Origin of the sequence: Geobacter benzoatilyticus (genome assembly GCF_017338855.1) — a bacterium.
Taxonomy (GTDB): Bacteria; Desulfobacterota; Desulfuromonadia; order Geobacterales; family Geobacteraceae; genus Geobacter; species Geobacter benzoatilyticus.
The window spans coordinates 918,865-944,075 of sequence record NZ_CP071382.1; the positions used below are offsets into that span (position 1 = coordinate 918,865).

Here is a 25,211-nt window from a genome sequence, read left to right on the forward strand (position 1 = left end):
TTTTATCTCACAGGTTACACGATTTTGTCAAACGCAATTTTACTGTTCGGATGATTCTCCCTTACGCCGATCCACAAGAGCATCGGCTACAGCGTAACACCACAGGGCAGCGAAGCAGGCCAAAAGCGCCCGAGCAGCCGGAGCAACGGAGGAAAGCTTTGCAGCAACAGCGTTTGCATCAACGACACCCGTTAGCTGAGCCTCAACGAGCACCGACCCCATCCCCTTGAGAATCAGGAAAAGCGCTCCCAGGAGAAAGATATTGGCAAAGGCGATTAGTACAAAGCCCTTAACCTGCTCACCCCGTACGACCTGACCAAGCCCCGGCAGTACAAAAGCGGAGAGGAGGGCTGCTTTCAAATTCAGTTTCATTGAGATCCTTTCAAGCTATGCGAACTGTAGCGTCGGAGGGTGGATAAAAAGTGAACCAACGGGTCAAAAATGATATTAATATGGGGATTATAGGGGTTGTTGAACCGAACGAATTCTGCTACTAATGCCACAATTATGGAGTCTAACGCAACGCGAAAACGGCGCGAGCGGCTTATTCCGCTCCTCAAGGACCCGGCCACGGAGGTGCGGAAGGCTGCGTCCGCGGCCCTTGAGCGCCTTGACGGCGCGGGCAGCTTTGCCGAAGTAACCGAACTTCTTAAAAAGGGAGACCGGGCGACAAAGGTAAAGGCTATCTACGCCCTCGGCAAAATCGGCGGCGAACGGGTTCTCCCCCCCCTCATCTACTGCGCAAACCGCCCCGAAGAGGACATAAAGTCGGCAGCCATAGAGGTTCTCGGCCCCATCGCCCATCCGCAGGCTTTTCCCGTTCTTGTCCACGGGCTCCAGGAAATCAACACCGCCATCCAGGCCAAGTCAATTGCCGCCCTCTCCCACTACCGCACCCCGGAAACGGTCCGACTGCTATCCCCCTTCCTCGACGCCGGCGATGGGTTCCTCGATGCAGAAGCCGCCCTGGCCCTCGGCAAGATCGGCGGCCCGGAACTGGAAGCCAAGCTGCTGGAGCTTCTCGACTCCCCCCATGCACAAACGCGAGAGGCAGCGGCCACGGCTCTGGGGATGCTCCCTCCGGGGCCTTGACACTCCGCACCTCACCCCGCCATCATTCCAGGTAGCGGGAGACATCGACGGAAGCCAGATACGGATCCACCTCGGCAACAATCTCCCTGTCATCTTCCTGTGCCAGATCCACAATAACCGGCGTCAGCAGCATCCTCCCATCCCCATCCTTTATTACCTTGACGGCCGGGCGGTCTCCGCCGCTGGCAGCAGGCCTGTACACCACCGCGATCTCGCTGGAATCGAGCCTGACAAGGGTTCCCACAGGATACCGCCCCAGCATTTCCGCAAAGGTTTCCACCAGTTGCGGGTCCAGCTGGGTTCCGGCAAGTTCCCGCAGCATCTTCACGGCTTCACGCGGGTTCAGGGGAGGTTTGTAGACCCGCAGGGTAGTTATGGCGTCGTAGCAGTCTGCCACGGAGATGATATCGCACGCCCTCTCGAAGGGGAGGCCCAGGGCCCACGTGGGATAACCGTTGCGGGAGAAGCCGATATGGTGTCCCAGCACAGCCTGGGCCACATAGGAACTCACCCCCTCGATGTCGCCCACTATCCGGGCGCCATCCTCCGAATGCCGTTTCATCTGCTCGAATTCCTCGGGAGAAAGCTTCCCCGGCTTATTGAGGATGTACTTCGCCACCCGCGTCTTCCCCACATCATGGAGAAACCCGGCCATCCCCAGCTCCCTCAGCTGATCCTTCCCCAGATCAAGGGCGGCCCCGATGGCCATTGTGAGGATTCCCACGTTCACGCTGTGATGAAAGGTGTAATTGTCATAGTCCTTTATCATGGCGAGCCCCAGAAGCGTTGACGGTTCCCGGATGGCAATTTCGGCAACCCGGTCCACAACGCCGCCGAGAGCATCGGTGCTGGGAATCCGGCCGCTCTCCACATCCTTGAAAAGGGAGCTTACTACGGTAATTGCCTGCCGGTAGGTGGCAAGGGGGTCGAACTCTTCCTCGGACACCTCGGGCTGCAACTCTTGCGGCTCGACAACCACATGGCTGCATCCCCTGCGGGAGAGTTCCGCCGCCAGGTTTCCCCCCGTGATATTTCGCCGGGAGAGCAGGTTCACCAGTTCAAGCAGTTCCGGGACAACGATCCCCTTCTGAAACATTACGGACCGGATTTCACGCGCCGAGAGAATCCCCGCAAGCTCGTCCACGGAAGCGGTTGGGGTAAAGAAGAGGTGCTGCTCCAGGAACAGAACGCCGTCGAGAATGCCGAGACGCACCTCCTGCCTGTCCCTGAGCGCTTCATCCAAAAGGGCGCGGATTTCACCCAAAGGCTGGGCAATGGCGGGATGGGCCTCGGGATAGAGCAGAACTCCTTTGACGGTACCAGCCAGGAGGAGAATTACCCGTTGCGCCTGCTCCAGTGACAACTCAGCCATGGGATACTCCCTTCTGCCTCTGCTCTATGGCGCCGGCAGCCGCAACGCAGGCCAAACCGACACGCCCTCCCTTTGCCGCAAGCTCCGAAAGCAGGGGCATGACCGATGGATCACCGATCTGGCCGAGAGCAGCGGCGGCAAGGCAACGCAACTCCTCTCCCCGTCGGGGTGAGAGCCAGTGGCGGCTCCCGAGCAATCCCGCAATTACCGGGACGGCACGCCGGTCGCCGATCCTGCCGAGAGCCGCAAGAGCATCCCTTTTTAGCGGCAGGGTGCGAAGAAAGCTGTCCCGTTTTGCCGCAACGGCAAGCAGTGCCTCCACCGCCCGCTCGCCCTTGATCGTGCCGAGAGAAACCGCCGCCAGACGCCGGAGGATCTGATCGCGGGAAGAGGCAAGACAGTCGATGACGGCCTCCTCCGACTCGGGGCCGCTGATCCGGACGAGGCTCCGGAGGGCCTCCCGGCGCACCCCCTCCTCGGGATGGCCGAGGCACCGCCTCAGTTGCGCCACGCAACCGCCATAACCGACCTCGCCAAGGATCTCCGCCGCGGCCTGGACCACGTGGCCGCGTTCATCGTCAAGGAGCGGCGCCACAAGCGGCCCAACCTCTTCCCCCACCGCCACAAGAGCTGCCGCAAGGTTTTTAAGGGGACGGCCCGCTTCGGCGCAACAGAGGCGCTTTACGAGGGGTGCCGCTGTCCGGAACCCCAACTCGGCAAAGAGGGGCAGGAGTCGAACCCCCTCCATGGCTCCCTGCGCCTCAACGCGGCGGACGAGAAAATCGACCATCCCCTCACCCACGGCCTGATCGAGGGCAAGGAGCGCACTGCCGCACCGGGCAAGCCCCACCCGTTCATCCTTGGCTTGCTGCAGAAGAAGTTCAAGGGGCGGAATTAACCGCTCGAATTCGCCAACAGCCTGCAAACGGCCACTCTCCTTCACGAAGTCCCGGGCAAGCTCACGGTAGCGTTCATCATCGGGTTCCCGCGCCATGAGCGCAACAAGCTCCTCGAGAGACGCCACCACCTGCTCCGCGCCGTTCTCTCCAGGAGGTGGCGGAGTAAGCTCCGAGTCTGTGTCCATACCCGCCGCGAAGGAGGGAGGCGATTGGTCTTCAGGCTGATCCCCGGCAACAGGCATCGCCGTCGCCGCGGCAAGTGACGCTTCGATCTCCTGCCGCTTGCGGTCGATGGCCGTCAAATCTATTTCGTTAACCCAGATGGTCGTAATCCCCCGCTTAGCCATGAGCGTCTCCATCCCGCCGGCCGAGGGGATACTTCGATGGTCAAGGGAAAGAAGCGCGAGGAAAGCCTCCATATCCGACGGGGAAATCCCCGGCAGGAATGCAAGGCGACGCACACGCCGGATGAAAAGCTCCCGGGCAAGGGACAGCATCATGGGAGTCTGCTCCGAAAACGCGGCGCCATCGGAGGAGGCAAAGCCCCCCTTGCCTATGGACAGCATAAGAGGATCACTTCCCACGGCGTCGCGAAGAGCGCCGAAAGCCAAACGGAGACTTTCCGCCCGTAGCGGATGTCCCGCCGGATAAAATCCCATGACCTTGAGCGCTCTGTGGAGCTCGGCCAAGGCAGAATTGCGCCGCCGGGAACCCCCGTCATCACTCCTGCGTCGCTGTTCGTCGCCCTTGACCATCTTTTATCCTTCTCTCCAAGACTAAACGCTTATATCAAGTTATATCAAACGGAGCGCCTTGAGGGAAACTTTCTGACACCGGTTGTCCGGCGACTGCCGTTGACAGACACTGCGAATCGGTTTAGAACGTAGCCTTACGCCCCGGCCCTTAAACGCATTGCGGAGGATGACCCGCTTGAAAATCATGACGTTGTACGTCTGCCAGAACTGTGGATATCAGTCACCCAAGTGGCTTGGCAAATGCCCCGACTGTGCCGCATGGAACAGCCTCGTCGAAGAAGTGAAGAGCAAGGCGAAAGGGAGCTCCCCGACTCATCCTGCCGGCGCAGCGCCGGTCTCCATCAGCGACGTCGCCGGGGAAGCCGAAGAGCGGCTCTCATGCGGCATTGCCGAATTCGACCGGGTACTCGGCGGAGGGCTCGTAACCGGTTCCGTCGTCCTCATCGGCGGTGATCCGGGCATCGGCAAATCGACCCTTCTGCTGCAAGTGATGGACCACTTGGCCCGCTCTGCCGGACCGGTCCTCTACGTCTCCGGCGAAGAGTCCGCGCGCCAGACAAGGCTGCGCGGAGAACGGTTAGGCATCCGGGCAAAGGAGCTTCTCCTCCTTGCCGAGACAGCTCTCGAAACAGTGATGGCCCAGATCGACGCCGTGGCTCCCAGGGCCGTGGTCATCGACTCCATCCAGACCATGTACGCACCGGGGCTAGAATCGGCCCCCGGAAGCGTGAGCCAGGTACGGGAGTGCGCGGGGCGTCTCATGGTGGCCGCCAAGCGCAGCGCCATCCCCACCTTCATCGTGGGGCACGTAACCAAGGACGGCTCCATCGCCGGCCCCAGGGTTCTGGAGCACATGGTAGACACGGTCCTCTATTTCGAAGGGGACCGGGGACACGCCTTCCGTATCTTGCGCGCGGTCAAGAACCGCTTCGGCTCCACCAACGAGATAGGCGTATTCGAGATGAAGGAGGGGGGACTTTGTGAGGTCCGCAACCCCTCTGAAATCTTCCTCGCGGAGCGGCCGCTGGGGGTTTCCGGCTCCGCCGTCATAACCACCATCGAAGGGAGCCGCCCGCTGCTGGTGGAGCTACAGGCCCTCGTCACCCCCTCCTCCCTGGGGGTCCCCCGCCGCACCACCCTCGGCGTGGATGCCAACCGGCTCGCCTTGCTGGTGGCCGTCCTGGACAAGAAAGTGGGGCTCCACATGGCGGGGCAGGACATCTTCCTGAACGCCGCCGGCGGCGCCCGGATAAGCGAGCCGGCCGCCGACCTCGGCATGGTTGCGGCCCTCGCCTCCAGCCACCTGGACAAGGTCATCGACCCGCAGACGGTCATAATCGGCGAGGTGGGACTGGCCGGCGAAGTAAGGGCCATAACCCAGCCCGAGACCAGGGTGCGCGAAGCCGCAAAGCTCGGCTTCACACGGGCCGTAATTCCCGCCGGAAGCCTCAAGCAGGTAACGGCGGTGAAGGGAATGGAAGTGATTGGCGTAAAGTCGGTGGAGGAAGCTCTCGACCGGCTTCTATGACGCCATTGCAAATAAGAGCAAGCTTACTTTTTTCTTTACTTGACCATGCAATCCCTTTATTATCTGAACGATTTACCGTATATCAAGGGAGACGCGTGGCATGGACAAGGAGAAGCTCGAATATTTCAGATCGATCCTCAACGAGGAGATTCGTTCGCTCCAGGAAGAGGCAGGAAAAACAGTCTCGGAAATGACCGTCGACTCCACCAGCTTCCCCGATCCAACCGACAGGGCTACCCAGGAGTCGGACCGAAGCTTCGAGCTCCGCATCCGGGACAGGGAACGCAAGCTTATCAACAAGATCCGTGAGGCCATCGAGCGGATAGACGATGGAACTTTCGGCACTTGCGAAGTATGCGGAGAAGATATCAGCGAGGCGCGCCTCAAGGCCCGTCCGGTGACAACCCTCTGCATCGACTGCAAAATGGAACAGGAACGGAAAGAAAAACACCCGTAAACCTCCTCCATAGAATCCTCCCCGTAGCACTTACTTCATACCGGAGCCGGGATGGCTGTTCAGAATCAGTACATGATAGTGAGCAGTGCGATTCGGATAGCCAACGCCTCCGAACAGCCACATCATGTACGCCTGACAGCCTTCCTGAACCTCATCGCCGAAGCATTCCACTGCGTATCCGCCACCATATACCTTGCCGGCGGCGGAGAACAGCGCTCACTCCGTCGCAAGATATCGACGCTTCTCCCCAACGGGATCAGCGACTGCAACATCCCTTTCGGAAAAGGGGTCGCGGGAAAATGCGCGGCAAAGGGGAAACTCCTCCGCCGCACGGCCGCATCCCTGCATCCCGACGAGTCGTACACAGGCAGTGAACGCCATGTGGATGCCTACCCCATAACCGACGGGGAACGGTTTCTCGGCGTCCTGTCGCTCGGATTCCGCGACACCCCCATCCTCGACATCGATGACAGCGAACTTCTCCAGGTTCTTATTACCGAGGCCTCCGGCGTCATTCGCTGCAAGCTCGCCCTCGATGACATGAACAAGCAGCTTGAAGAGCATGCGTTCCTCTACCGGATCAGCAACGCAATGCTCTCCACCATCAAGCTGAACCGCCTCGTGCATCTGATTCTTTCAGCCCTCACGTCAGGGACTACCCCCCTATTCGACCGGGCAATGCTTTTTCTTGCCAACGAACGGACGCAAACCCTTCAAGGCATGACCGGAACAGCCAGAACCGGAGCAACTGAAACGGACGCGGGCACACCCGCCGCACCCACGCCGGACATCTTGAACATTGCAGACGACGACATCGCTTCTCTACAGCAAACCGAATTTTGCCAACTTGTCAAGGAGACGAGACTCCCCCTTGACAGCTCCCGCAACCATATCTCCAGGGCGGTACTTGACAGGGAACTTGTCTACGTGGACAACCCCAAGCGGAATCACCCCATTGACCGCCCCTTCAACCGGCGCTTTGGCAGCACACCCTTCGCCGTCGCCCCCCTCATAGCCCATGAACAGGTTATCGGCGCCATAATAGTAGACCACAGCGTAAGCGGGCGGCCCCTCACCCCAAGCGAATTGAACCTGCTCCAGCTATTCACCAATCAAGCGGGAATGGCCGCTGAAAACTCCATCCTCTACAACCGGCTCGAAGAAACCAACCGCAACCTCCATGACATACAAGCCCGTCTTCTGCAGGGGGAAAAACTCGCCGCCATCGGCAAAATGGCGGCTGGGGTGGCCCATGAGCTCAAAAATCCTCTTGTCTCGGTGGGAGGCTTTGCGGGACGGCTGAAGAAAAAACTGCCGGCCGAGTCGGAGGAATGGCAGTACGCCGATCTCATCACCCGCGAAGTCCATCACCTGGAAACGATGCTGACCGACATCCTCTACTTCTCGAAAAAGACCACCATATGCTACGCCAAGTGCAGCATTAACCAGATCATCGACGACGCACTGGCCGTTGTGACGATTCCACTCGAAGAGAAGAGCATTAAAGTAAACAAGCTCCTGGCAGCACGCCTGCCATCGGTGCTGGGTGACTACCAGCAACTCCGCCACGTATTCATCAACCTGTTCAGCAACGCCAATGACGTCATGGAACTGGGGGGGATGCTTGAAATCGAATCCGGCCCAGCCAAAATCAACGGCAGCCGGGCCGTATCGGTCCGGGTCGCCGACACGGGAGCGGGCATCCTGAAGGAACACATTCACACCCTCTTCAGCCCGTTCTTCACCACAAAAGAGAAAGGGACCGGCCTCGGCCTTTCCATAGCCCATAAAATCATAACCACGCACGGCGGCAAAATTGAAGTCACGAACCGTAAAGCCGGAGGTGCCGAATTCACCGTCACCATACCGGTATCCCCCTAATTTTGTTCTTTTCAAGGGAACCGGTTTACGGTATAAAAGTTGGGCTGTCCGGTTAACCGGACTCCACACAATGAACAACGGGGACGTAGCTCAGCTGGGAGAGCGATGCGTTCGCAACGCATAGGTCGAGGGTTCGATCCCCTTCGTCTCCACCAATAAAAACAGGCACTTGCAATAGACTTGCAAGTGCCTGTTTCCGTTTCAAGTGGTTGTGTAACCCCTATGAAAGTGAATTAAAATACTACAAAAGGGACGAAATGAAAGTTTAGAATCAGCCCCGCAACATCTCCCTCCCCTCCCCATTGCCGCCCATATTGGTCATTCGAGATGCTGACAATCGCACCCGCGACACCACCGACATATCTACACATTTGAGTTTTTACAAAGTTGCGCCATCATTAATGGCTATCATTGCTTACGAAGAAACTACAGGGTCAACTCCAGCTGGCACCCTTCCAGCTTCGATTTCTTGCACTCCGACCCGGCAGTTGGCCCGTACGGTGAGGCAATCATCGAAGGCGAAGCCGTTGAGCATTTCGCGAGGTTGGCGGCGATGTTTTTCGGACTCAGGTTGGCATAGCAGTAGGTGCACTGGAACGAGCAGGTGTTGTACATCCCCATGTCGATGGATTCGACGCAGAGGCATTCGCCCCGCTGGTTCTTGTCCTTCGGGAAGTCTTTCCGGATGCCGAAAAGAGAGCTGATGAGCCTGCCGTCGATGCAGCTGCCGTGCTGGATGCCGAGTTGGGCCAAGTCGAACTGCTCGGCGCATGAGAGGACTTCCAGGCCGTAATGGTCGCCAATCTGCTTTATCCCGGCGGCAAGCCGGAGCATCTCCTCCCGGCGGCTCTCGTCGGTGATGTCGATGACCCGGATGCCTTTCGTCTTTTCCAGCTCCTTTATCCTCCCTGCAACCTTGCCGTAGAAATCAAGGAAGCTGAAGACCATCCGCGTGGCATGCCCCTGCAATGCCGCAGCAGTGCCGGCGATCATTTCCCGATGGTATTCGAGGGGAGTGGCATCGCTCACGATGATCGGGTCGTAGCGCCAGATCACCCTGCGGGGGCCTATTCTCCGGCTCAGTTCCCTGAATACGGCAATACGCTCGGCCAGCGGCGGCACATGGGGCTCGAAGATCTCGCCATAGGGGTTCAGGGTAAACTGGAAGTAGTAGCGGTAGCCCCGCTTGTCGAGTTCGTCGAGATGGGGCAGAAGCGGTTGCGGGTTCTTGGTCCAGAACACGATGGCGTCCACGTCGTCCGGCGCCAGACTCACCGCTTTCACCTGCTTTGCGTTGAAGGGATTCACGCGATGGAAATATCCCTCTCTGATCCGGTTCATGAACCAGTCGGCGAAAAAGGCCGGAATGTCAGTCCTGCGGCTTGCGGAGATGATCGCCATGGTTACCTCTTGATGAACAGAATCATGCGGTGAAATTTGACGTTGCGCTTCGGCCACAGGAGCCCCTCGTCGATGAAGCGAAATATATCATCATAGGCATTTTCGACAAACACCATTACCTTGCCCGGTTGGCATCAACGCTTGTTTTAAGGAAGTTGCCGGAGCAGCCTTACACTCATTTCCTCGGCAACCGGATTGACACACAATCACAAAAAATGATAATAAGTTTTACTTTATATTTGGCCGGTCTAAGAAAATCCCGTCTTCTTGACCCACCCGCTCGCCCGATTACTTTGCCGACCACAGAATCCAAGGGAGAACACGATGAAGCGTCCAGCCGCTTTATTGCTCTATATCTCTGCCGTTGCATCACTATGCTCCTGCTCCTCGACCCCGGACGTGAAACCTCCGCTGGAGTGGGGTTACGAGAAGGAGGCGATCACCGTCACCCTTAAGGGAGCTCCGCAGCTGAACCTGTTCCAGAAAACCCCCCACGCCCTCGTCGCCTGCCTCTATCAGCTCCGCGACCCCAACGGCTTCAATCAGTTCCGCTCGGAACCCGATGGCCTGGCAAAGCTTCTGGAGTGCGGCCGGTTCGACCCTGGGGTGGCTACCGCAAAGCGGCTCGTGATCCAGCCGGGACAGGAGCTGACCGAGACCCTGGACCGGGCCGAGGGTGCCCGATATGTGGGGTTCGTGGCCGGTTACTACCGGCTGGACAGGGAGCGCTCGGCGCGACTCATATCCATCCCCGCCGTGGAGGAATCAAAGGGCTTCATTCGCCGGACCAAGCTCGTGAAGCCGGGACGGCTTGACATGAAACTCCTCCTGGGTCCCCAGGAGATCCAGGACATGACCGAGGAGACCGAAAAGCCATGACCGCCCATCCACCCCTTCACTGGCACCAGGGACTCTTTCTCCAGCCCCAGCACTTTCAACTCCTGGACCTGTCGATCCAGGGACGCCTCGCCCCCCTTTTCAACCACCTCCACCCCCATTTCTGGGGTGCTGGAGAACTTGAAATCGAAGAGAGCGCCCTCGGCACGGGGATCTTCAGCATCCTTTCGGGGGAGTTCCTTTTCCCCGACGGCACTTGGGCGGTTTTGGGCGAAAACGCCCTCTGCGAGCCCCGCTCCTTCGACGGAGCATGGCTTGAGGGGGATAAGCCCCTCATGGTCTCCGTGGGTATCCGCAAATGGCAGGAGGCGGGAGAAAACGTCACCACGGTGGAGCAGTTGGAGGGGCTTTCGGCGGTCTCAACCCGCTTCGCCTCCCCCATGGACCCGGAGGAAGCCAGGGATCTCCACGCCGGAGGCCCTCCGGGACAGGTGAAACGACTGCGCCACGTCCTGAAGATTTTCTGGGACAGCGAGCGGGAGCAGCTGGGGGACTGGCACCTGATTCCCGTGGCCCGGCTGGAGCGCTTCGGCGCCGAGGTGCGCCTCTCCCGCCGCTTCATCCCTCCCTCCCTCGCCCTGGAAGCCAGCGAGCCCCTCTTCCGCATCGTGCGGGAGATCCGGGATCAGGTGGCGGCCCGGGGGCGGCAACTGGAAGAGCACAAGAAGCAGCGCGGTATCCAGAACGCCGAGTTCGGCTCCCGGGATCTGGTCTACCTCCTGGCGCTCCGCTCCCTGAACCGCCACGTGCCGCTCCTCTTCCACCTGACCGAGGCCCGGCGGGTCCACCCCTGGGACGCCTATGGCGCCCTGCGCCAGCTCATCGGCGAGCTGGCCTCCTTCTCGGAGCGGGTCTCCGCCCTTGGGGAACTGGAAGACGGTATCAGGCTCCTTCCCCCTTACGACCACCGGGCATTGGGAGAGTGCTTCGCCGCGGCCCGGGACCTGATCGCCCAGCTTCTGGACGAGATCACCGCCGGCCCCGACTACGTGATCCGGCTTATCCATGACGGCACCTTCTACAGCGCAGACCTGAAACCGACGGTCTTCGACGGCGGCAACCGCTACTACCTGGCCCTGCGGACGAAAGAGGAGCCGGCATCCTTCCTCCCGTCCCTTGGCACCGCCGCAAAACTCAGCGCACGGGAGCACCTCCCCGTCCTGGCGGCCCGTGCCCTTCCCGGCATTGAGCTTGCCCACCTGCCGATTCCGCCCCAGGAGCTGCCGCGCCGCTCCGACACCCACTACTTAGCCCTGGACGCCACGGGCGACCAGTGGCCCCTGGTGGAGCGGGAGCACACCCTGGCCCTCTACTGGACCAGCGCCCCCGCCGACCTGGAGGTGGAGCTGATGGTGGTGGCAAAGGGGTAGACTGTGCGTGAGGAACGCCTTCTGGAACGGATTCGCTCCTTCGAGCGGGACCCGGCGCGACGCGGCCGGACCGATTACGGCCGCCTGGTTGATTCGGTGCTGAACCACCTGCGCCAGATCCTCAACACCCGCCAGGGGAGCGCCCCCATCGCCCCCGATTACGGCGTCCCCGATTTTCTCGACTTCCTCCAGACCTACCCCGACTCGGTGCGGGAGATCGAGCGGAGCATCCGCACCGCCATCCAGACCTACGAGCCCCGCCTCCAGGGGGTGCGGGTCGCCTTCATCCCCCAGGAGGACGACGCACTGGCGCTGCGCTTCCAGATTACCGCCCACATCTCCGGAGCGGATGGGGAAAGGGTCCGCTTCGAGACGGTCGTTGACACCGACGGCAAGATTTCCGTGAAACGATAGAGGCTTTTGCAATGATTACCCGTCATTATCAGGAAGAGCTGGCCCGCCTCAAGGAACTGGGGAGCGAGTTCGCCGGGAAGCACCCGGCCCTGGCGCCGATGCTGGGGGGCACCTCGGCCGACCCGGACGTGGAACGGCTCCTGGAGGGAGTCGCCTTCCAGACGGCGCTCCTGCGCCAGAAACTGGATGACGACTTCCCCGAGCTGGTCCACGACATGGTCCGGCTGGTGGCTCCCCACTACCTGCGCCCCATTCCCGCCACCACCATCGTCGCCTTCGAGCCGAAGCCTTCCCTCGCGCAGAGCCAGATTGTCCCGGCCGGGACGGTGCTCGCCTCGGTCCCGGTGGAGGGAACCCGCTGCCACTTCCGGACCACAAGCCCCGTGGAGATGCACCCCCTCGCCCTGACCGACGCCTCTTTCAGCCAGCCGGCGGGCAAGGCCCCCGCCGTTACCCTAAGGTTCGAGCTTGCCGGCACCACCCTCGACCAGTGGCAGCCGAAATCCCTCCGCCTCTTCCCGGCCGCCGAACAGTCCGACGCGGCGGAACTCCATCTCCTCCTCTCCCGCTTCCTCTCCCGAATCATCATCACCCCCGCCGAGGGGGGGAAGAGCGCCGTCCTGCCTCCCTCCTTCCTCAAACCGGCGGGATTCGCCGGGGACGAGCCCCTCATCCCCTATCCGTCCCATGCTTTCCCCGGCTACCGGTTTCTTCAAGAATACCTGGCAGCCCCGCGCCGGTTCTTCTTCCTGGATCTGACCGGCTGGGAGCAGTGGACCGGGCGGGGCGCCGGCACCCGCTTCAGTGTCACCTTCGAGTTGCGGAGCGCCCCGGCCCAGCCCCCCAGGGTGAACCGGGAGAGCTTTGCCCTCTTCGCGACCCCGGCCATCAACCTCTTTCCCCACGATGCGGACCCGATCCTCCTGGACCACCGGAAAGAGCACCACCTCCTGCGGCCGGCAACTATAACGCCGGGACACGCCGAGGTTTTTTCCGTGGAACGAGTCACCGCCTTCGACCGCGGCACCTCCCGGGAGTACCCCCTCTTCCCCTTCGAGCAGTTCCGGACGCCGGCCCCCGACCGCCCCATCTACCATACCACCATCGCGGCATCCCCCTTCAGGGACGGCTGCGACGTCCGGCTCTCCCTCGCCTACCCGCCGGGAAGCGTCCCGGCCCTGGGGACGACCCTGTCTGTTGCCCTCACCTGCACCAACGGCAGGCTCCCGGAAAGCCTCCGGGTCGGCGACGTCAGCCACCCCACCATGGATGTGCCCGCCTTTGCCGCGTTTCGCAACATCACCCCCATCACCCCGTCGGTTCCCCCGCCCCTGGGGCCGAACCTCCTCTGGAGGCTCCTCTCGGCAATCCCCCTGAGCCGCCTCTCTCTGGCCCACGCCGACAACCTGCGGGAATGCCTCGGGCTCTACCTCTTCCCCGGCGGCGACCGGACCCTCCTTGCGGCAAACCGGCGCCGTATCGAGGGGATTGAACGGGTCGCGACCCGCCCCGCGGACCGCATCGTGCGCGGCGCCCCCATGCGGGGGCTTGAAATCCGGATCGACGCCCGGGGCGACCACTTCGCCGGACCCGGCGACCTCTTTCTCTTCGGGTCGGTCCTGGACGAGTTCCTGGCGGGAAGCGCCACCCTCAACACCTTCACGCGCCTTACCATCCGCGAAACCGTGCGGGGAGAGGAGTACCAGTGGCCACCGAGAGCCGGATACCAGCCACTCCTCTAGAACGGGATATCCTCGCCCGGGGGCACGAGTTCTCCTTCCTCCAGGTGATGCGGATTCTGGAACTCCTCGCCGAGCGGGGAGGAAACCGGACGCCCGTGGAGGTGCTCCCCAAGCTATCCTTCGGCTTTCCTGCCTCGGACGTGGCCGAAGTAGAGCGGCGCGGCGACGGCTACCGGGTCACCGCCACGTTTCTGGGGCTCTACGGCCAGGCGACCCCCCTCCCCTCCTTCTACACCGAAGAACTCCTCGACGAGGAGGCGGCCGACAGCAGCGCCAGCCGGGATTTTCTCGACATCGTGAACCGGCACCTCTACGCCCTTTTTGCGGAAGCGGCCCGGAAGTACCGCATCTTTTTCCAACTGGACGAGCGCCGGAACGGAGCGGTCGAGGAAAGGCTTCACTCCCTGGGTGGACACGGCGACGGGACGCTCCGGGCGGGACTACCCGAACCCCGCTCGCTGCTGCGCTACACGGGGCTCTTCGCCCAGCATCCCCGGTCGGCCCTGGGGCTGCGGACCCTTCTGGCCGATGCGCTCTGCGCCCCGGTGGAGGTAATTTCCGCCGTCTCCCGCACTATGGCCTTGCCTCCGGAGGAACAAGCCTGCCTCGGCACGGTGGGCACCCTCGGCATGGACACATTTCTCGGCTCCGAGATCCCGGACCGCTCCGGCATGTTCCGCATCGAGGTGGGCCCCCTCGACCGCGACCGCTTCGCCGCGCTCCTCCCCGGCACCCCGGAGCGCAAGCGCCTCGACCTCCTTGTCGACCTATACATCAGCGACCCCCTCGCCTACGAAATCGAACTGATCCTAGCCCCCGGCGAGGCCCCGCAGGCCATGCTCGGCAGCGGCATCCGGCTCGGGTGGGATGTATGGATGACGTCAGGCGAGGATATGGGGAAGGTGTCGGTGAGCTTTCCCGGCGGGGTGTGAGGGAAATATTGGCGGCTTATGAACTGGGATCGACGGATCAAGCAGGTTTCCAACCATGAATCACGCATACGATGAACAATACGAGAATGCAAAGAAGCAGGCGGAATGGCTCCAGTCGGTCCAGAACATGGTCGGGGGTACGATTACCACCTATCTCACAATGATGAAGCAAATGGCCCCTAAAAAGGGGGACCGCCTCATCTTCTGGCTCGGAGCAAGAACGAACATGGTTTTCGGCATGGGTTTCGACATAGGCGTCAACAGAGAAGGAGTTCTTCAAGCCTTTGTCAGTAATACCGGGGGGACTGTCGCCCAGATTGCCGCAGGCAAGGTGGGGGAAAGGCTTGTAACCGCCCAACTCACCAGGTTTCTTGCCCAAAGGGTGCTGGTATCCGTCGGCGCCGCCGCGCTGGCCCCCGAAATCGCCATAGTTGTCGGGGCATGTGGTGTTGCATATGGAGCGTATCAGGTCGGCAACGAGGTGAACGGTTGGATTGATAGAACATTCTTTTCGAAAAAGAAGGACGGTGGTCTTCCCCAATTTCCCGCCACCAACAAACCCTCAAATGGTCAAATCCAGGTGCCCAGCATGGAGCTTCACATGCTTGCCCGTTGGATACTCACCATGGATACCAGTCCTTACACTCTGCCCGCTCCGCTCACCCGGCAGTTTTTCGGTAAAAATAGCGGAAACCATGGAAAGAGAAGGTGAACATGACGGAACAACCGCCCAAGAGCATTCTTTCCGAAATCAGGAGATTAGGATGGCGCCGCCCTGCACGCGTCCTGTTCTTCTACTTTTTCCTCTTCAATCTCATCATCTACGGCCTTGTGGCGTCACAACAGACCATCGGCCGCCCCCATCCGGTCGCCAAGCTCTGCATGTCGGGGGCGGTTGTGATGTACAAAATTTACATCTCCCCGCTGTCCAAGGCTTTCGGACACGGAAATCCCCTGACCAAACCCTTTTATCTGGTGCGGGACGCTTTTTATCACGCCGGCATGAAGGCATTGCCGGAAAACGACGCCGAGCGGGAGATGCTCTGGTATCTCATACGCTACACGGAATTCCATGAGCTCGTGGAGCCGGTCTTTCGCAGGGAAGATGACGCGAGAAAGCCCATCGGGAACCTCAAGGAACTGATCCGCTGGACCGATGAGATCCATGAACACGCGCGGGCAATGACACGCCATTCCTTTCGCGATTCCTACTTCAGAAAGGCCCGGTTCAATATCTTCTACGGAACCATCTGGACCTATGTGACCCTGAGACCCGCGATCTACTCCCGCGCGGCAGGCGACAGCTTTTACTTTAATCCGTTTATCCGAAGCGATTCCGAAATAGCAAGGCTCGAGGAGCTGCAGCAACTTCTCATCGAGTTCCGGGAACGCACCCGTGTTCAGGAGCCAGAAGGGCTCGACTTTTTCTACAATGGAACAGACCGATGGTTTGGAGACACAGAAGCCATCAATATGACTGCACTATTTATTGCTTTAAACCGCCATGAGAAAAAGCAACTCCGCTGCGATGATCCCCAAGCCAAACTGTTTCTTGAAACCAGAAAGACACTTCTTGAGGACATGATGAATGACAAGCGGATGACCGGTGAGTTGAGAAGCAATATTGTTGAGGGTCAGAACCACGATCAATTTATTCAATTACTCAACATCCTGACCGAGCAGTGCCCCCAACTCATGAGAAAACCCGACGAGCCCATCGACATGAGAAACTGGCGCGAGCACGGCCGGTAAACCTATTTCATCACGAGCAACACCTTTAAATTTCAATTTTGTGAGGAGGCTTTTCCCATGTCCGACGGTTCAAGCACCCGGTACTTCTTCGATGTGCCTGACGTCAATGACGCGTTTTCGGTCCTGAGCTTTTCGGCCAGGGAGGGGATTTCATCCCCCTTCGAGGTGAATCTCTCGGTGGTCTGCGACACGACCGTCACCGGCGACATGGTACTGGGGCGCGAGGGGCTGCTGACCATCGTCAACGAGCCGGTTGCCGAGTATTCACCGACCGGCGTCCCCGCCCAGGTGGACACCAACCGCTACTTCCATGGCGTGATCAGCAGGTTCACCTTCATGGGAACGATCGGCAACGATCTCAACCAGTACACCATCCGGCTCGTCCCCGATCTATGGTTTCTCTCCCTCGAAAAGGACTGCCGCATCTTTCAGAACAAGAGTGTGAAGGAGATTGTCACCACCATCCTCGCGGAAGCCATGATCGATGCCGGCCGCTTCGACTTCCGCACCAGGGGAGATGAGGTTAAGCTGGAATACTGCACCCAGTTCAACGAAACGGACCTCCACTTTATCTCCCGACTCCTGGCCCGCGAGGGGATCTTCTACTTCTTCGAGCACACCCCGGAGAAGCATGTGGTGGTCTTCGGCAACGACCCCGGCAACTATCTCTACCTCAAGGGACAGCGGGAGATCCCCTTCAACCCCTCCGGCGGCCTCAACGCCGCAGAAGAAGCGATCACAAGCCTCACCTTCTCCCAGCGGAGCCAGACCGACTCGGTCGCCCACACGGACTTCGACTACACCAACCCGCCGGTGAACCTGGAGACAACTAAAAAAGAGGGGCAGGAGGTGAAGCGGCAGGTCTACGCCTACCCCGGGGCCTACAACGACCACAAAAGGGGAGCCCGGCTCGCCCAGATCCGCCACGAAGAGCTTACCGCCCTAAACGACAAGGCCGTCGCCATGAGCAGCTGCGCGCGGCTCGTGGCCGGGGCCACCTTTAACCTGACCCGCTTCGACAAGCAGAGCCTCAACAAGGAGTACCTCATCGTCACCCTCGAGCACACGGGCTCCCAGCCCCAGGCCGCCGGAGAGTTTGGCGGAGACGGCGGGGGCTTCGTCTACGTGAACGGCTTCACCGCCATCGACGCGAAACTGGCCATCCGCCCGAAGAGCATCCCCAAGCCGCCGGCCCCCGGCACCCAAAGCGCCATCGTTGTCGGCACCAAGGGGGAAGAGATCGAAACCGACGAGTTCGGCCGGGTGAAAGTCCAGTTCCACTGGGATCGGGAAGGGCAGCGGGACGCCAACAGCTCCTGCTCCATCCGGGTCGCCCAGAGCTGGGCCGGCGGCGGCTGGGGGGCGCTCTTCATCCCCCGCATCGGCGACGAGGTGCTGGTGGATTTCATCGACGGCGACCTGGACCGCCCCATCATCGTCGGCTGCGTCTACAACGCCGAGAACATCCCCATCTACAACGCGAAGGAAAACAAGACCCGCAGCGGCTTCCGGACCAAGAGCCACAAGGGGAAGGGGTTCAACGAACTGCGCTTCGAGGACGCCGGGGGCGCCGAGGAGGTCTACCTCCACGGCCAGAAGGATCTGACCATCGAGGTGAAAAACAACGAGACGAAGACCGTGGGCAATGTCATCGTGAACCACGCCGGGAAGACCGCCACCATCAGCGCGGGAGAACAGCTGAAGCTGATCTGCGGCGCCTCCAGCATCGTCCTGGACAAGAGCGGCAAGATCGTCATCCACGGCAAGGAAGTGTTCGCCACCGGCACCGGCTCCCTGCACCTGGACGGCAAGCCGATCAAGATGAACATGGGTGGCACGGCGGGAGCCACCGCCACGGCCCCGGCCATGAAGGCGGCGCCGGCGGCCAAAGCGGCGGGGGCCAAGGCCCTGGCTGCAAAACCGGCGCGGCCAGTGAGGAAACTCTCTCCCGCCGAGCAGGGGAAGAAGGAGCGGCGCGCGGGGCGGTTCAAACTTATTGCCGATGCCCGCCGCAAGGCCCACTACATGAATGGACCGCAGAAAAACAAGGTTCTCAAAGCTGCGGCCGATTTCGAGCAAAACATCGACGGGGCGGAGATGGCCGTGCTGTCGCGGGACGCCTATCACTACTACGACAAGGACATCAAGATGGAGGGGCCGCCGATCGGGTGGGGCCGGGGGAGCGAAAACCTGAAGCAGCTGTCCACCGTCAACGCTACCCTTGACATGGTGGCACCGAAAGATTCGCAATTCCGCGCCGAGGTCTACTTTCCAGACCCTGACGTCCTGGGTCCCAACGCCAAACCGGTCATTGCTTTCAAGGGGACCGATCCCGGCAATTATCAGGATTTACTGGCAGACGTTTCTCAGTCGCGGGGATGGAATACAGAATATTATAAACGTGCCATAAAACTAGCTGAAACTGTTAATGCCGCCACCGGCGGTAATGTGAAAGCGACTGGCCACTCCCTGGGAGGTGGTGAAGCCGAGGCAGTTGGCATCGTAACCGGAATGCCCGCCATCACCTTCAACCCCGCAGGAGTCCATGAAAAAACCGTTGCTCTGTATGGCAAAACCCGAGCCGACGGCAAACATGTGCTCGACTACATCGTTCAGGGTGAAATACTCAATGGCGCCCAAGACAACTCCAAGAAAATCGGCGCTGCCCTGCTTGGCGTGAACCCAGCTCTTGGCGCCAGTATCTTGGCAAATCCGCTACCAACCCATGTAGGAAAAGAAATTCCGTTACCCGGCAATTTTGACATCAATGGCAACACTGTTCCCAGATGGGCTGGAGCGAAACATTCCATCAATGCAGCCATCAGCGGCATAGAAGCCGTCAAGACGCGGGACCAGAAAACTCTGCAACACGCGGTGGGGGGGTGATCAATGAGGCTACTCATAAAGCTCGGCATAATTTGTACGATTTTGTTTTGCGCGGCATGCAATGCCAAGGGGGGAGGAAAGATGAAGCTGCAACCGGAAAAATACTTTGATGGGGAGATGCTGGAGTTGGGTCGTGCCATAGTTGCCAACGATGAAGACAAAATCGAATCGCTCATCAAGTCCAGAGTTGATCCCAACGCTTACGGAAAACAAGGAATCACCCCCTTGATCTTCGCCTTGGGAAACAGGAAGATGGACGCTCTTCAGACGCTTCTCAAAAACGGAGCTGATCCCAACAAACGTATCGATGCTCCAGACGCACCTCCAGGCGTCCAAGGGGAAAGTGCGGTGACTTTTGTTGCCGGAGCACCCGACAACGAATACTTGGCCACCCTCCTCGATCATGGTGGCGATCCAAATGCAAAAAACATTGATGGTGAGCCGATTTTGATCAGGATGATCTATACGGATCCAGCTAATTACATTGGAATGAAGATGCTGCTTGACCGGAAGGCAGATATCAACATAACCGATGCCGGTGGAGCGACACTGTTGATGAATCTGACGATACTGAAGGATTTTGAGCATGCATATTATCTGCTGGAAAAAGGGGCTGATTTCCGGATTAAAGACGGAACCGGGTACGGCCCCGAGATTCATATCTATCAATACAAAATCGACCCCAAGGCCTTCCCTAAAGCCTACGAATGGCAACGCAAATGCCAGGAGTTCCTTGCTGCCCGAGGCGTGAAGGATCCAGGGCCTCTGAGGCCGAAAGTTCTTACAGCCGAGGAAGAGGAAGAAAACAAAAAGTTACTCGACGAGATGTTTGAGAAAGATGCCAAGCGGCGCGAGGAGTATCAGAAAAACCAAGACAAGTAAGCTATAACAGATCGGAGCCGCAACCCATGAACACGTCATTCACTCGCATCGCACTCACCGCCGTCATGCTTGTTTTCCTCTTAACGAAGGTAGCCGTCGCCGCCGGTCCAGCGACACTTCCGCTCACGTTTGAAGGAACGAAATACCACTTGGCGTGGACTGACGTTTCCGAAGAAGGAAATCTCACCAACGAATATCTCACGCCAGGTGAAACCCTGGAGAACTGGACAACCCTAATCGGTGTCCGCCAATGGCCTTCGGTGGAGTCGCTTTCCGACATAGTCCCCCCCTATCTGGAGGAGAGAAAGCCCCTCTTCGTGGCAAGGTCGGAGATTTACTTTCCGGAGGACCGCAAAAACGACATCGTCATCGAGATGTTCCTAGGCGCGCCCCACCTTCCCTACGTCGAATACAACCTCCACCGTTTCGTCATGGAGGAGGGGACGCCGGGGGTCAAGGCCTATCAGTTCGCGCAGCGGATTCCGCTGACCGAGGATCTCGACCTGTCGGAAACCCAGAAACATCTCGAAACCCGGCTCAACCAGCTCAAGGCCTTCAAGGTCACACTTCTCCGATAACCCGAGGACTCCCATGGCAAAACCCGCTGCCCGCCTGGGCGACATGCACACCTGCCCCGCCCGTGAAGGAAAAAAACCCCACAAGGGAGGGCCGATTATCGAAGGCTCACCGGATGTCCTAATCGAGGGGAAACCCGCCGCCCGCGTGGGGGACAAGGCGCAGTGCGAGGCCGGCGGCCCCGACACCATCGTCCAGGGGGCTCCCATGGTTCTCATCAACGGCAGGCCAGCCGCCATCATCGGGAGCAAGACCGCCCACGGCGGAGTGGTGGTGGCCGGGGCCGGGGACGTCCTCATCGGCTGAGCCAGACGTATAAATCAACCGCAAGGAGACCATACCGCACCATGCTTACCGTTGACCTGAAAGCCCTCATCTCCCGACTCAACCCCCACTGCTCCGGCGCCCTGGAGGGGGCGGCGGGGCTCTGCATGGCCCGCGGGCACTACGAGGTGACCGTTGAGCACCTCCTGGCACGGCTTCTGGACGAGCCGGCGGGGGACCTTCCCCTCATTCTCCGGGCCTTCGAGGTGGATGCCGCCACCGTTAAGTCGGGGATAACCCGCGTCCTCGACGAGCTTCCCGCAGGCAACTCGGGGAAGCCGGTCTTCTCGCCGGTGCTCCTGGAGTGGCTCCAGGCGGGGTGGCTCATCGCGTCTCTCGATCTGGGGGAGGAGCGGGTCCGCTCCGGCGCGCTGCTGCTGGCGCTCCTGGGGCGCCCCCTCCAGCTTACGGCGGGGCGCTACGTGGACCTTCTCATCCCCATGGGGCGGGAGACGCTCCTGGCCCGCTTCGGCACGGCCACGGCGGGTTCGGTGGAACATGCCCCCGCCGGCGCTCGCCCGACAGCCGGGGATGAGCCCCAGCGGGGAAGCGCCTCCCTCGACCGCTTCTGCACCGACTTCACCCGCCAGGCGACGGAAGGGAAGATTGATCCGGTTTTCGGCCGTGATCGAGAGATCGGCCAGATGGTCGACATCCTGGCCCGGCGGAGGAAAAACAACCCCATCATCGTCGGGGAGGCGGGGGTCGGGAAGACCGCCGTGGCTGAGGGGTTGGCGCTCCGCATCGTGGAGGGGGACGTCCCCGAGGCCCTGCGGGAGGTGCGGCTCCTGGGGCTCGATCTGGGGCTTCTCCAGGCGGGGGCCGGGGTGAAGGGGGAGTTCGAGAACCGGCTCAAAAGTGTTATCGAGGAGGTAAAGGGGTCGCCCCGCCCCATCATCCTCTTCATCGACGAGGCCCACACCATCATCGGCGCCGGCGCCCAGGCTGGCGGGGGCGACGCCGCCAACCTCCTGAAGCCGGCCCTGGCCCGGGGGGAACTGCGGACCATCGCCGCCACCACCTGGAGCGAGTACAAGAAATATTTCGAGAAGGACGCCGCCCTGGCCCGGCGGTTCCAGCCGGTGAAGCTGGACGAGCCGGACGTGGAGACCGCCGTCCTCATCCTGCGGGGGCTCAAGGAGAAGTACGAGGCGGCCCACGGGGTCACCATCCGGGACGACGGGATCCGGACGGCGGCGGGGCTTTCCTCCCGCTACCTGTCGGGGCGCCAGCTCCCGGACAAGGCGGTGGACCTCCTGGATACGGCAGCGGCCCGGGTTAAGCTGCTGCTCACGGGGAAGCCCGGTGCCGTGGAGGAGAAGGAGCGCCGCATCCAGGCCCTGGAACGGGAGGAAGCGGCCATCTGCCGGGACCGGCTCCATGGTCGGGCCGTGGACGACGAGCGCCTGACTGAGCTGACGGACGAACTGGCTGCGCTTCGGGAAGAGTTGGCAGCCATCACGGAGCGTTGGCACCGGGAGCGGGAGCTGGCCGCTGAAGTGGTGGCCTTGCGAAAGGATCTGGCGACGCCGCCCGAAGAAGGGGCAGAGAGCGGCGTTTCGCGGGAAGAGCTGAAAAGACGGGTGAAAGAGGCCACGGCCCGGCTGGCGGAATTCCAGGGTGACGCGCCCCTCGTCCGGATCGAGGTGGACCCGGAGGTGGTGGCCCGGGTAGTGGCCGACTGGACCGGCATCCCCCTGGGGAGCCTCCGGAAGGACCGAGCTGCCGGAGTCCTCACCCTGGAGGAGGATCTCCGCCGCCGCATCAAGGGGCAGGAGCCGGCCCTCTCGACGGTGGCCGAGGTGCTCCGCTCTTCTGCTGCGGGGCTCAAGGACCCCCGCCAGCCCCTGGGGGTATTTCTCCTGGTGGGGCCCTCGGGGGTGGGGAAGACCGAGACGGCCCTGGCCGTGGCCGATCTCCTCTTCGGGGGGGAGCGGTTCCTGACCGTCATCAACATGAGCGAGTTCCAGGAACGCCACACCACGAGCCGCCTCATCGGCTCGCCTCCGGGATACGTGGGGTACGGCGAGGGGGGGGTCCTCACGGAGGCGGTGCGGCGCCAGCCCTATTCTGTGGTGCTCCTGGACGAGGTGGAGAAGGCTCACCCCGACGTCATGAACCTCTTCTACCAGGTCTTCGACAAGGGGATGCTGGCTGACGGCGAGGGGCGAGTCATCGACTTCGCCAACACGGTCATCTTCCTCACGAGCAATCTGGCGTCCGATGTCATAACCGGTCTCTGCGCCGGGGATCGACCGCCCACCGCCGAGGAACTGACAGAAGCCATCCGCCCCCAACTCTCCCGGCACTTCAAACCGGCGCTCCTGGCCCGGATGTCGGTGGTCCCCTACCTGACCCTGGCCCCCGAGTACTTGGGGGAGATCGTCACCCTCAAGCTCGGCCGGGTGGCGGAGCGGCTCCGGGAGAACAGCCGGTCGGAGCTCACGTGGAGCCCGGCGGTAACGGAACGGATCGCGGCCCGCTGCACCGAAGTGGAGAGCGGCGCCCGGACCATCGACCACATTCTCAGGAGCACCCTCATGCCGCTCCTCTCACGGGAACTTCTTACCCTGCTCGGAACCGGAGAAGCGCCAGAGGCAATACGACTTGACACTACGGACGACGGCTCCTTTGCCGTCGCTATCGATACCAATGGAGGCATGGAACGGTGAATTATCAGCAGAAAACAAAGCATTTAGCCACGGCAGCACTTATTCTCTCCCTCACGACGGCCTGCACCAGCATCAATACCGCACCGGTCGGGAAAAAGACCGGTCCCCAGGCGCCGGGAACCGTTTTTGATGGTGAGTTGCAGGCATCGACAACCGCCTCGACACCGGTTGTACCCGGCACATCGGCGGGAGCGCAGGCAACGAGCGTCGAACAAGCGCAAGTACCTCCTACCGCACCGGCTCCCGGAAGAATAGATCCACGGCATAAGTACGTGAACGTGCGCCCGGCCCCCTCCACCAACAACAAGCCGATAGCGGTGCTCATGGGTGGGAAGAAGGTGGAAGTCCTCGGCACAGAAGGTTCTTGGACAAAGATCCGCTGGAAACGAGGCACGAAGGTTAGCGAAGGGTGGGTCGCCGGGAAATTTGTGGACGCCGGCACTGCAATGCACTAAACACCGGGGGCCGTCTTGCGGCCCCCTGGTTTTCTCCCCTCACATCGTTAAGATGCCCCGTTACCCCAACAACAAAATGCAGTTTTTCCCAACAATTCCTATTTTTTTTTAGTTACTCGCATTTATTTAAAAAAAATCTAAAGTTAAGCAATCCATTGCCGATAGCCTTTTGTATACATGAGCATTTTTTAGAACATAGAGGAAAGCGCAACAACGGCTTGCCCGAAGCAACGGCCGCCAAATAATCAATAAACAATGTTCTGAAAAAAGCAAAACAGCTCTGGCTTGCCTCGGTTAAAGCGAAGAAACATGGGGGTTACACCCGTGACATCATTGCCGAATTTTTACAGGGATAGATCAACCGCGGGAAAACCTCTCCACCTGGTCGGATTCAGGATCGGGAAGGAGGAGTATTGTTTCGATATTCTGAAGGTTCAGGAGATCATCAGAATGCTCCCCATCACGACAGTCCCCGCTTCTCCCCCACATGTGGAAGGGATCATCAACCTGCGCGGCAGAGTCGTCCCCATAATCGATTTCCGCAAACGCTTCAACATATCCGGCGAATGCACCGTCGAAGAAGCTGAAAAAGTCATAGTCGTAACCTCCTCGAAACATGCAACGGTCGGATTCGTAGTGGACGCCCTGACCCAGGTGATGAAATTGCCGCTGGAAGATTTGTCGCCGGCTCCGGCAGGCACGGCAGGATGCGATGCCGAAGCAATCCGGGGAATCGGCAACGCAAGGGACCGGCTGGTAATCGTTCTCGATCTGGAAAAGATGTTTACTTCCGACGAAATAAGCGACCTGAAAGGCGCGATATCCTCCCGGCCGGAGGAATATTTCTGAATCATTATGAAAATGAACCGGCAAGCGGATAAATCCCTGCATTGCCTTGAGTGACAATGGTGTCACCCCTCCCAA

Annotated in this window: 22 protein-coding genes and 1 tRNA gene; 19 read left to right on the forward strand and 4 right to left on the reverse strand. The window is 60.5% G+C overall.

Going from position 1 to position 25,211, the window contains the following annotated elements:
- Positions 1 to 39: 39 nt before the first annotated feature.
- Positions 40 to 372, reverse strand: coding sequence for a hypothetical protein (locus JZM60_RS04380; RefSeq protein ID WP_207164300.1), 333 nt, complete (start codon positions 370 to 372; stop codon positions 40 to 42).
- A 135-nt stretch (positions 373 to 507) separates the two neighbouring features.
- Here JZM60_RS04380 and JZM60_RS04385 point away from each other — a divergent pair, with 135 nt between their 5' ends.
- A complete protein-coding gene (locus JZM60_RS04385; protein WP_207164301.1) occupies positions 508 to 1,092 on the forward strand; it encodes a HEAT repeat domain-containing protein in 585 nt (194 codons plus the stop codon).
- A 22-nt stretch (positions 1,093 to 1,114) separates the two neighbouring features.
- On the opposite strand, the gene JZM60_RS04390 is transcribed toward JZM60_RS04385, so the two are convergent.
- Positions 1,115 to 2,464 (reverse strand): HD-GYP domain-containing protein, encoded by a 1,350-nt coding sequence (locus JZM60_RS04390; RefSeq protein WP_207164302.1) that lies wholly within the window; start codon positions 2,462 to 2,464, stop codon positions 1,115 to 1,117.
- Positions 2,457 to 4,118, reverse strand: coding sequence for a HEAT repeat domain-containing protein (locus tag JZM60_RS04395; protein ID WP_207164303.1), 1,662 nt, complete (start codon positions 4,116 to 4,118; stop codon positions 2,457 to 2,459). Before JZM60_RS04395 ends, JZM60_RS04390 begins: the two co-directional genes overlap by 8 nt.
- 175 nt (positions 4,119 to 4,293) lie before the next feature.
- Here JZM60_RS04395 and radA point away from each other — a divergent pair, with 175 nt between their 5' ends.
- The 4 genes from radA to JZM60_RS04415 all read left to right on the forward strand — a co-directional run bounded on the left by radA (position 4,294) and on the right by JZM60_RS04415 (position 8,139).
- Positions 4,294 to 5,646, forward strand: coding sequence for a DNA repair protein RadA (radA, locus tag JZM60_RS04400; RefSeq protein WP_277603783.1), 1,353 nt, complete (start codon positions 4,294 to 4,296; stop codon positions 5,644 to 5,646).
- Positions 5,647 to 5,746: 100 nt separating this feature from the next.
- A complete protein-coding gene (gene dksA / locus JZM60_RS04405; protein WP_207164305.1) occupies positions 5,747 to 6,103 on the forward strand; it encodes an RNA polymerase-binding protein DksA in 357 nt (118 codons plus the stop codon).
- Between the two features lie 51 nt (positions 6,104 to 6,154).
- On the forward strand, positions 6,155 to 7,984 hold the full coding sequence (locus tag JZM60_RS04410; RefSeq protein WP_207164306.1) for a sensor histidine kinase: 1,830 nt from the start codon (positions 6,155 to 6,157) through the stop codon (positions 7,982 to 7,984).
- Positions 7,985 to 8,063: 79 nt separating this feature from the next.
- Positions 8,064 to 8,139 (forward strand) — tRNA-Ala (locus JZM60_RS04415).
- A 271-nt stretch (positions 8,140 to 8,410) separates the two neighbouring features.
- Here the strand turns inward: JZM60_RS04415 and JZM60_RS04420 are convergent.
- A complete protein-coding gene (locus JZM60_RS04420) occupies positions 8,411 to 9,385 on the reverse strand; it encodes a DUF1848 domain-containing protein (RefSeq protein WP_207164307.1) in 975 nt (324 codons plus the stop codon).
- Positions 9,386 to 9,709: 324 nt separating this feature from the next.
- Between JZM60_RS04420 and tssJ the strand changes: the two genes are divergently transcribed.
- From tssJ to JZM60_RS04490, 14 genes are all read left to right on the forward strand, one after another.
- A complete protein-coding gene (gene tssJ / locus JZM60_RS04425; RefSeq protein WP_207164308.1) occupies positions 9,710 to 10,264 on the forward strand; it encodes a type VI secretion system lipoprotein TssJ in 555 nt (184 codons plus the stop codon).
- Positions 10,261 to 11,652, forward strand: a complete 1,392-nt coding sequence (tssK, locus tag JZM60_RS04430; protein ID WP_207164309.1) for a type VI secretion system baseplate subunit TssK — start codon at positions 10,261 to 10,263, stop codon at positions 11,650 to 11,652. The genes tssJ and tssK overlap by 4 nt, the downstream gene beginning before the upstream one ends.
- 3 nt (positions 11,653 to 11,655) lie before the next feature.
- Positions 11,656 to 12,066 carry a type VI secretion system baseplate subunit TssE gene (gene tssE / locus JZM60_RS04435; RefSeq protein ID WP_207164310.1) on the forward strand — a complete coding sequence of 137 codons (411 nt, stop codon included), beginning with the start codon at positions 11,656 to 11,658 and terminating at the stop codon, positions 12,064 to 12,066.
- Between the two features lie 11 nt (positions 12,067 to 12,077).
- Positions 12,078 to 13,808: a type VI secretion system baseplate subunit TssF gene (tssF, locus tag JZM60_RS04440; protein WP_207164311.1), complete on the forward strand. Its 1,731-nt coding sequence runs from the start codon at positions 12,078 to 12,080 to the stop codon at positions 13,806 to 13,808.
- Positions 13,772 to 14,740 carry a type VI secretion system baseplate subunit TssG gene (tssG, locus tag JZM60_RS04445; protein WP_207164312.1) on the forward strand — a complete coding sequence of 323 codons (969 nt, stop codon included), beginning with the start codon at positions 13,772 to 13,774 and terminating at the stop codon, positions 14,738 to 14,740. The genes tssF and tssG overlap by 37 nt, the downstream gene beginning before the upstream one ends.
- 55 nt (positions 14,741 to 14,795) lie before the next feature.
- Positions 14,796 to 15,452, forward strand: coding sequence for a hypothetical protein (locus tag JZM60_RS04450; protein WP_207164313.1), 657 nt, complete (start codon positions 14,796 to 14,798; stop codon positions 15,450 to 15,452).
- Between the two features lie 2 nt (positions 15,453 to 15,454).
- Positions 15,455 to 16,492 carry a hypothetical protein gene (locus JZM60_RS04455; protein WP_207164314.1) on the forward strand — a complete coding sequence of 346 codons (1,038 nt, stop codon included), beginning with the start codon at positions 15,455 to 15,457 and terminating at the stop codon, positions 16,490 to 16,492.
- Between the two features lie 57 nt (positions 16,493 to 16,549).
- Positions 16,550 to 19,378 carry a type VI secretion system tip protein TssI/VgrG gene (gene tssI / locus JZM60_RS04460; protein WP_207164315.1) on the forward strand — a complete coding sequence of 943 codons (2,829 nt, stop codon included), beginning with the start codon at positions 16,550 to 16,552 and terminating at the stop codon, positions 19,376 to 19,378.
- Positions 19,379 to 19,459: 81 nt separating this feature from the next.
- The gene (locus JZM60_RS04465) at positions 19,460 to 20,260 is read left to right on the forward strand and encodes an ankyrin repeat domain-containing protein (RefSeq protein WP_207164316.1); all 801 of its coding nucleotides are present in this window, start codon (positions 19,460 to 19,462) and stop codon (positions 20,258 to 20,260) included.
- A 26-nt stretch (positions 20,261 to 20,286) separates the two neighbouring features.
- Positions 20,287 to 20,838 (forward strand): hypothetical protein, encoded by a 552-nt coding sequence (locus JZM60_RS04470; protein ID WP_207164317.1) that lies wholly within the window; start codon positions 20,287 to 20,289, stop codon positions 20,836 to 20,838.
- Positions 20,839 to 20,851: 13 nt separating this feature from the next.
- Complete coding sequence (locus JZM60_RS04475; RefSeq protein WP_207164318.1) at positions 20,852 to 21,142, forward strand: PAAR domain-containing protein; 291 nt, start codon at positions 20,852 to 20,854, stop codon at positions 21,140 to 21,142.
- Between the two features lie 41 nt (positions 21,143 to 21,183).
- Positions 21,184 to 23,832, forward strand: a complete 2,649-nt coding sequence (gene tssH, locus JZM60_RS04480; RefSeq protein ID WP_207164319.1) for a type VI secretion system ATPase TssH — start codon at positions 21,184 to 21,186, stop codon at positions 23,830 to 23,832.
- Complete coding sequence (locus JZM60_RS04485) at positions 23,829 to 24,287, forward strand: SH3 domain-containing protein (protein WP_207164320.1); 459 nt, start codon at positions 23,829 to 23,831, stop codon at positions 24,285 to 24,287. The genes tssH and JZM60_RS04485 overlap by 4 nt, the downstream gene beginning before the upstream one ends.
- A 309-nt stretch (positions 24,288 to 24,596) precedes the next feature.
- Positions 24,597 to 25,136, forward strand: a complete 540-nt coding sequence (locus JZM60_RS04490; protein ID WP_241426368.1) for a chemotaxis protein CheW — start codon at positions 24,597 to 24,599, stop codon at positions 25,134 to 25,136.
- The last annotated feature ends 75 nt before the right edge of the window (positions 25,137 to 25,211 follow it).

What these genes read in the sequence shown, in the direction of transcription:
- JZM60_RS04385 (WP_207164301.1), top strand. Translation starts at nt 508, where the DNA reads ATGGAGTCTAACGCAACGCGAAAACGGCGCGAGCGGCTTATTCCGCTC.
- JZM60_RS04475 (WP_207164318.1), top strand. Translation starts at nt 20,852, where the DNA reads ATGGCAAAACCCGCTGCCCGCCTGGGCGACATGCACACCTGCCCCGCC.
- JZM60_RS04395 (WP_207164303.1), bottom strand. Translation starts at nt 4,118, where the DNA reads ATGGTCAAGGGCGACGAACAGCGACGCAGGAGTGATGACGGGGGTTCC.
- tssF (WP_207164311.1), top strand. Translation starts at nt 12,078, where the DNA reads ATGATTACCCGTCATTATCAGGAAGAGCTGGCCCGCCTCAAGGAACTG.
- JZM60_RS04390 (WP_207164302.1), bottom strand. Translation starts at nt 2,464, where the DNA reads ATGGCTGAGTTGTCACTGGAGCAGGCGCAACGGGTAATTCTCCTCCTG.
- JZM60_RS04410 (WP_207164306.1), top strand. Translation starts at nt 6,155, where the DNA reads ATGGCTGTTCAGAATCAGTACATGATAGTGAGCAGTGCGATTCGGATA.
- tssK (WP_207164309.1), top strand. Translation starts at nt 10,261, where the DNA reads ATGACCGCCCATCCACCCCTTCACTGGCACCAGGGACTCTTTCTCCAG.
- JZM60_RS04455 (WP_207164314.1), top strand. Translation starts at nt 15,455, where the DNA reads ATGACGGAACAACCGCCCAAGAGCATTCTTTCCGAAATCAGGAGATTA.
- JZM60_RS04465 (WP_207164316.1), top strand. Translation starts at nt 19,460, where the DNA reads ATGAAGCTGCAACCGGAAAAATACTTTGATGGGGAGATGCTGGAGTTG.
- JZM60_RS04420 (WP_207164307.1), bottom strand. Translation starts at nt 9,385, where the DNA reads ATGGCGATCATCTCCGCAAGCCGCAGGACTGACATTCCGGCCTTTTTC.
- dksA (WP_207164305.1), top strand. Translation starts at nt 5,747, where the DNA reads ATGGACAAGGAGAAGCTCGAATATTTCAGATCGATCCTCAACGAGGAG.
- JZM60_RS04490 (WP_241426368.1), top strand. Translation starts at nt 24,597, where the DNA reads ATGGGGGTTACACCCGTGACATCATTGCCGAATTTTTACAGGGATAGA.
- JZM60_RS04470 (WP_207164317.1), top strand. Translation starts at nt 20,287, where the DNA reads ATGAACACGTCATTCACTCGCATCGCACTCACCGCCGTCATGCTTGTT.
- JZM60_RS04450 (WP_207164313.1), top strand. Translation starts at nt 14,796, where the DNA reads ATGAATCACGCATACGATGAACAATACGAGAATGCAAAGAAGCAGGCG.
- tssH (WP_207164319.1), top strand. Translation starts at nt 21,184, where the DNA reads ATGCTTACCGTTGACCTGAAAGCCCTCATCTCCCGACTCAACCCCCAC.
- JZM60_RS04380 (WP_207164300.1), bottom strand. Translation starts at nt 372, where the DNA reads ATGAAACTGAATTTGAAAGCAGCCCTCCTCTCCGCTTTTGTACTGCCG.
- tssJ (WP_207164308.1), top strand. Translation starts at nt 9,710, where the DNA reads ATGAAGCGTCCAGCCGCTTTATTGCTCTATATCTCTGCCGTTGCATCA.
- tssI (WP_207164315.1), top strand. Translation starts at nt 16,550, where the DNA reads ATGTCCGACGGTTCAAGCACCCGGTACTTCTTCGATGTGCCTGACGTC.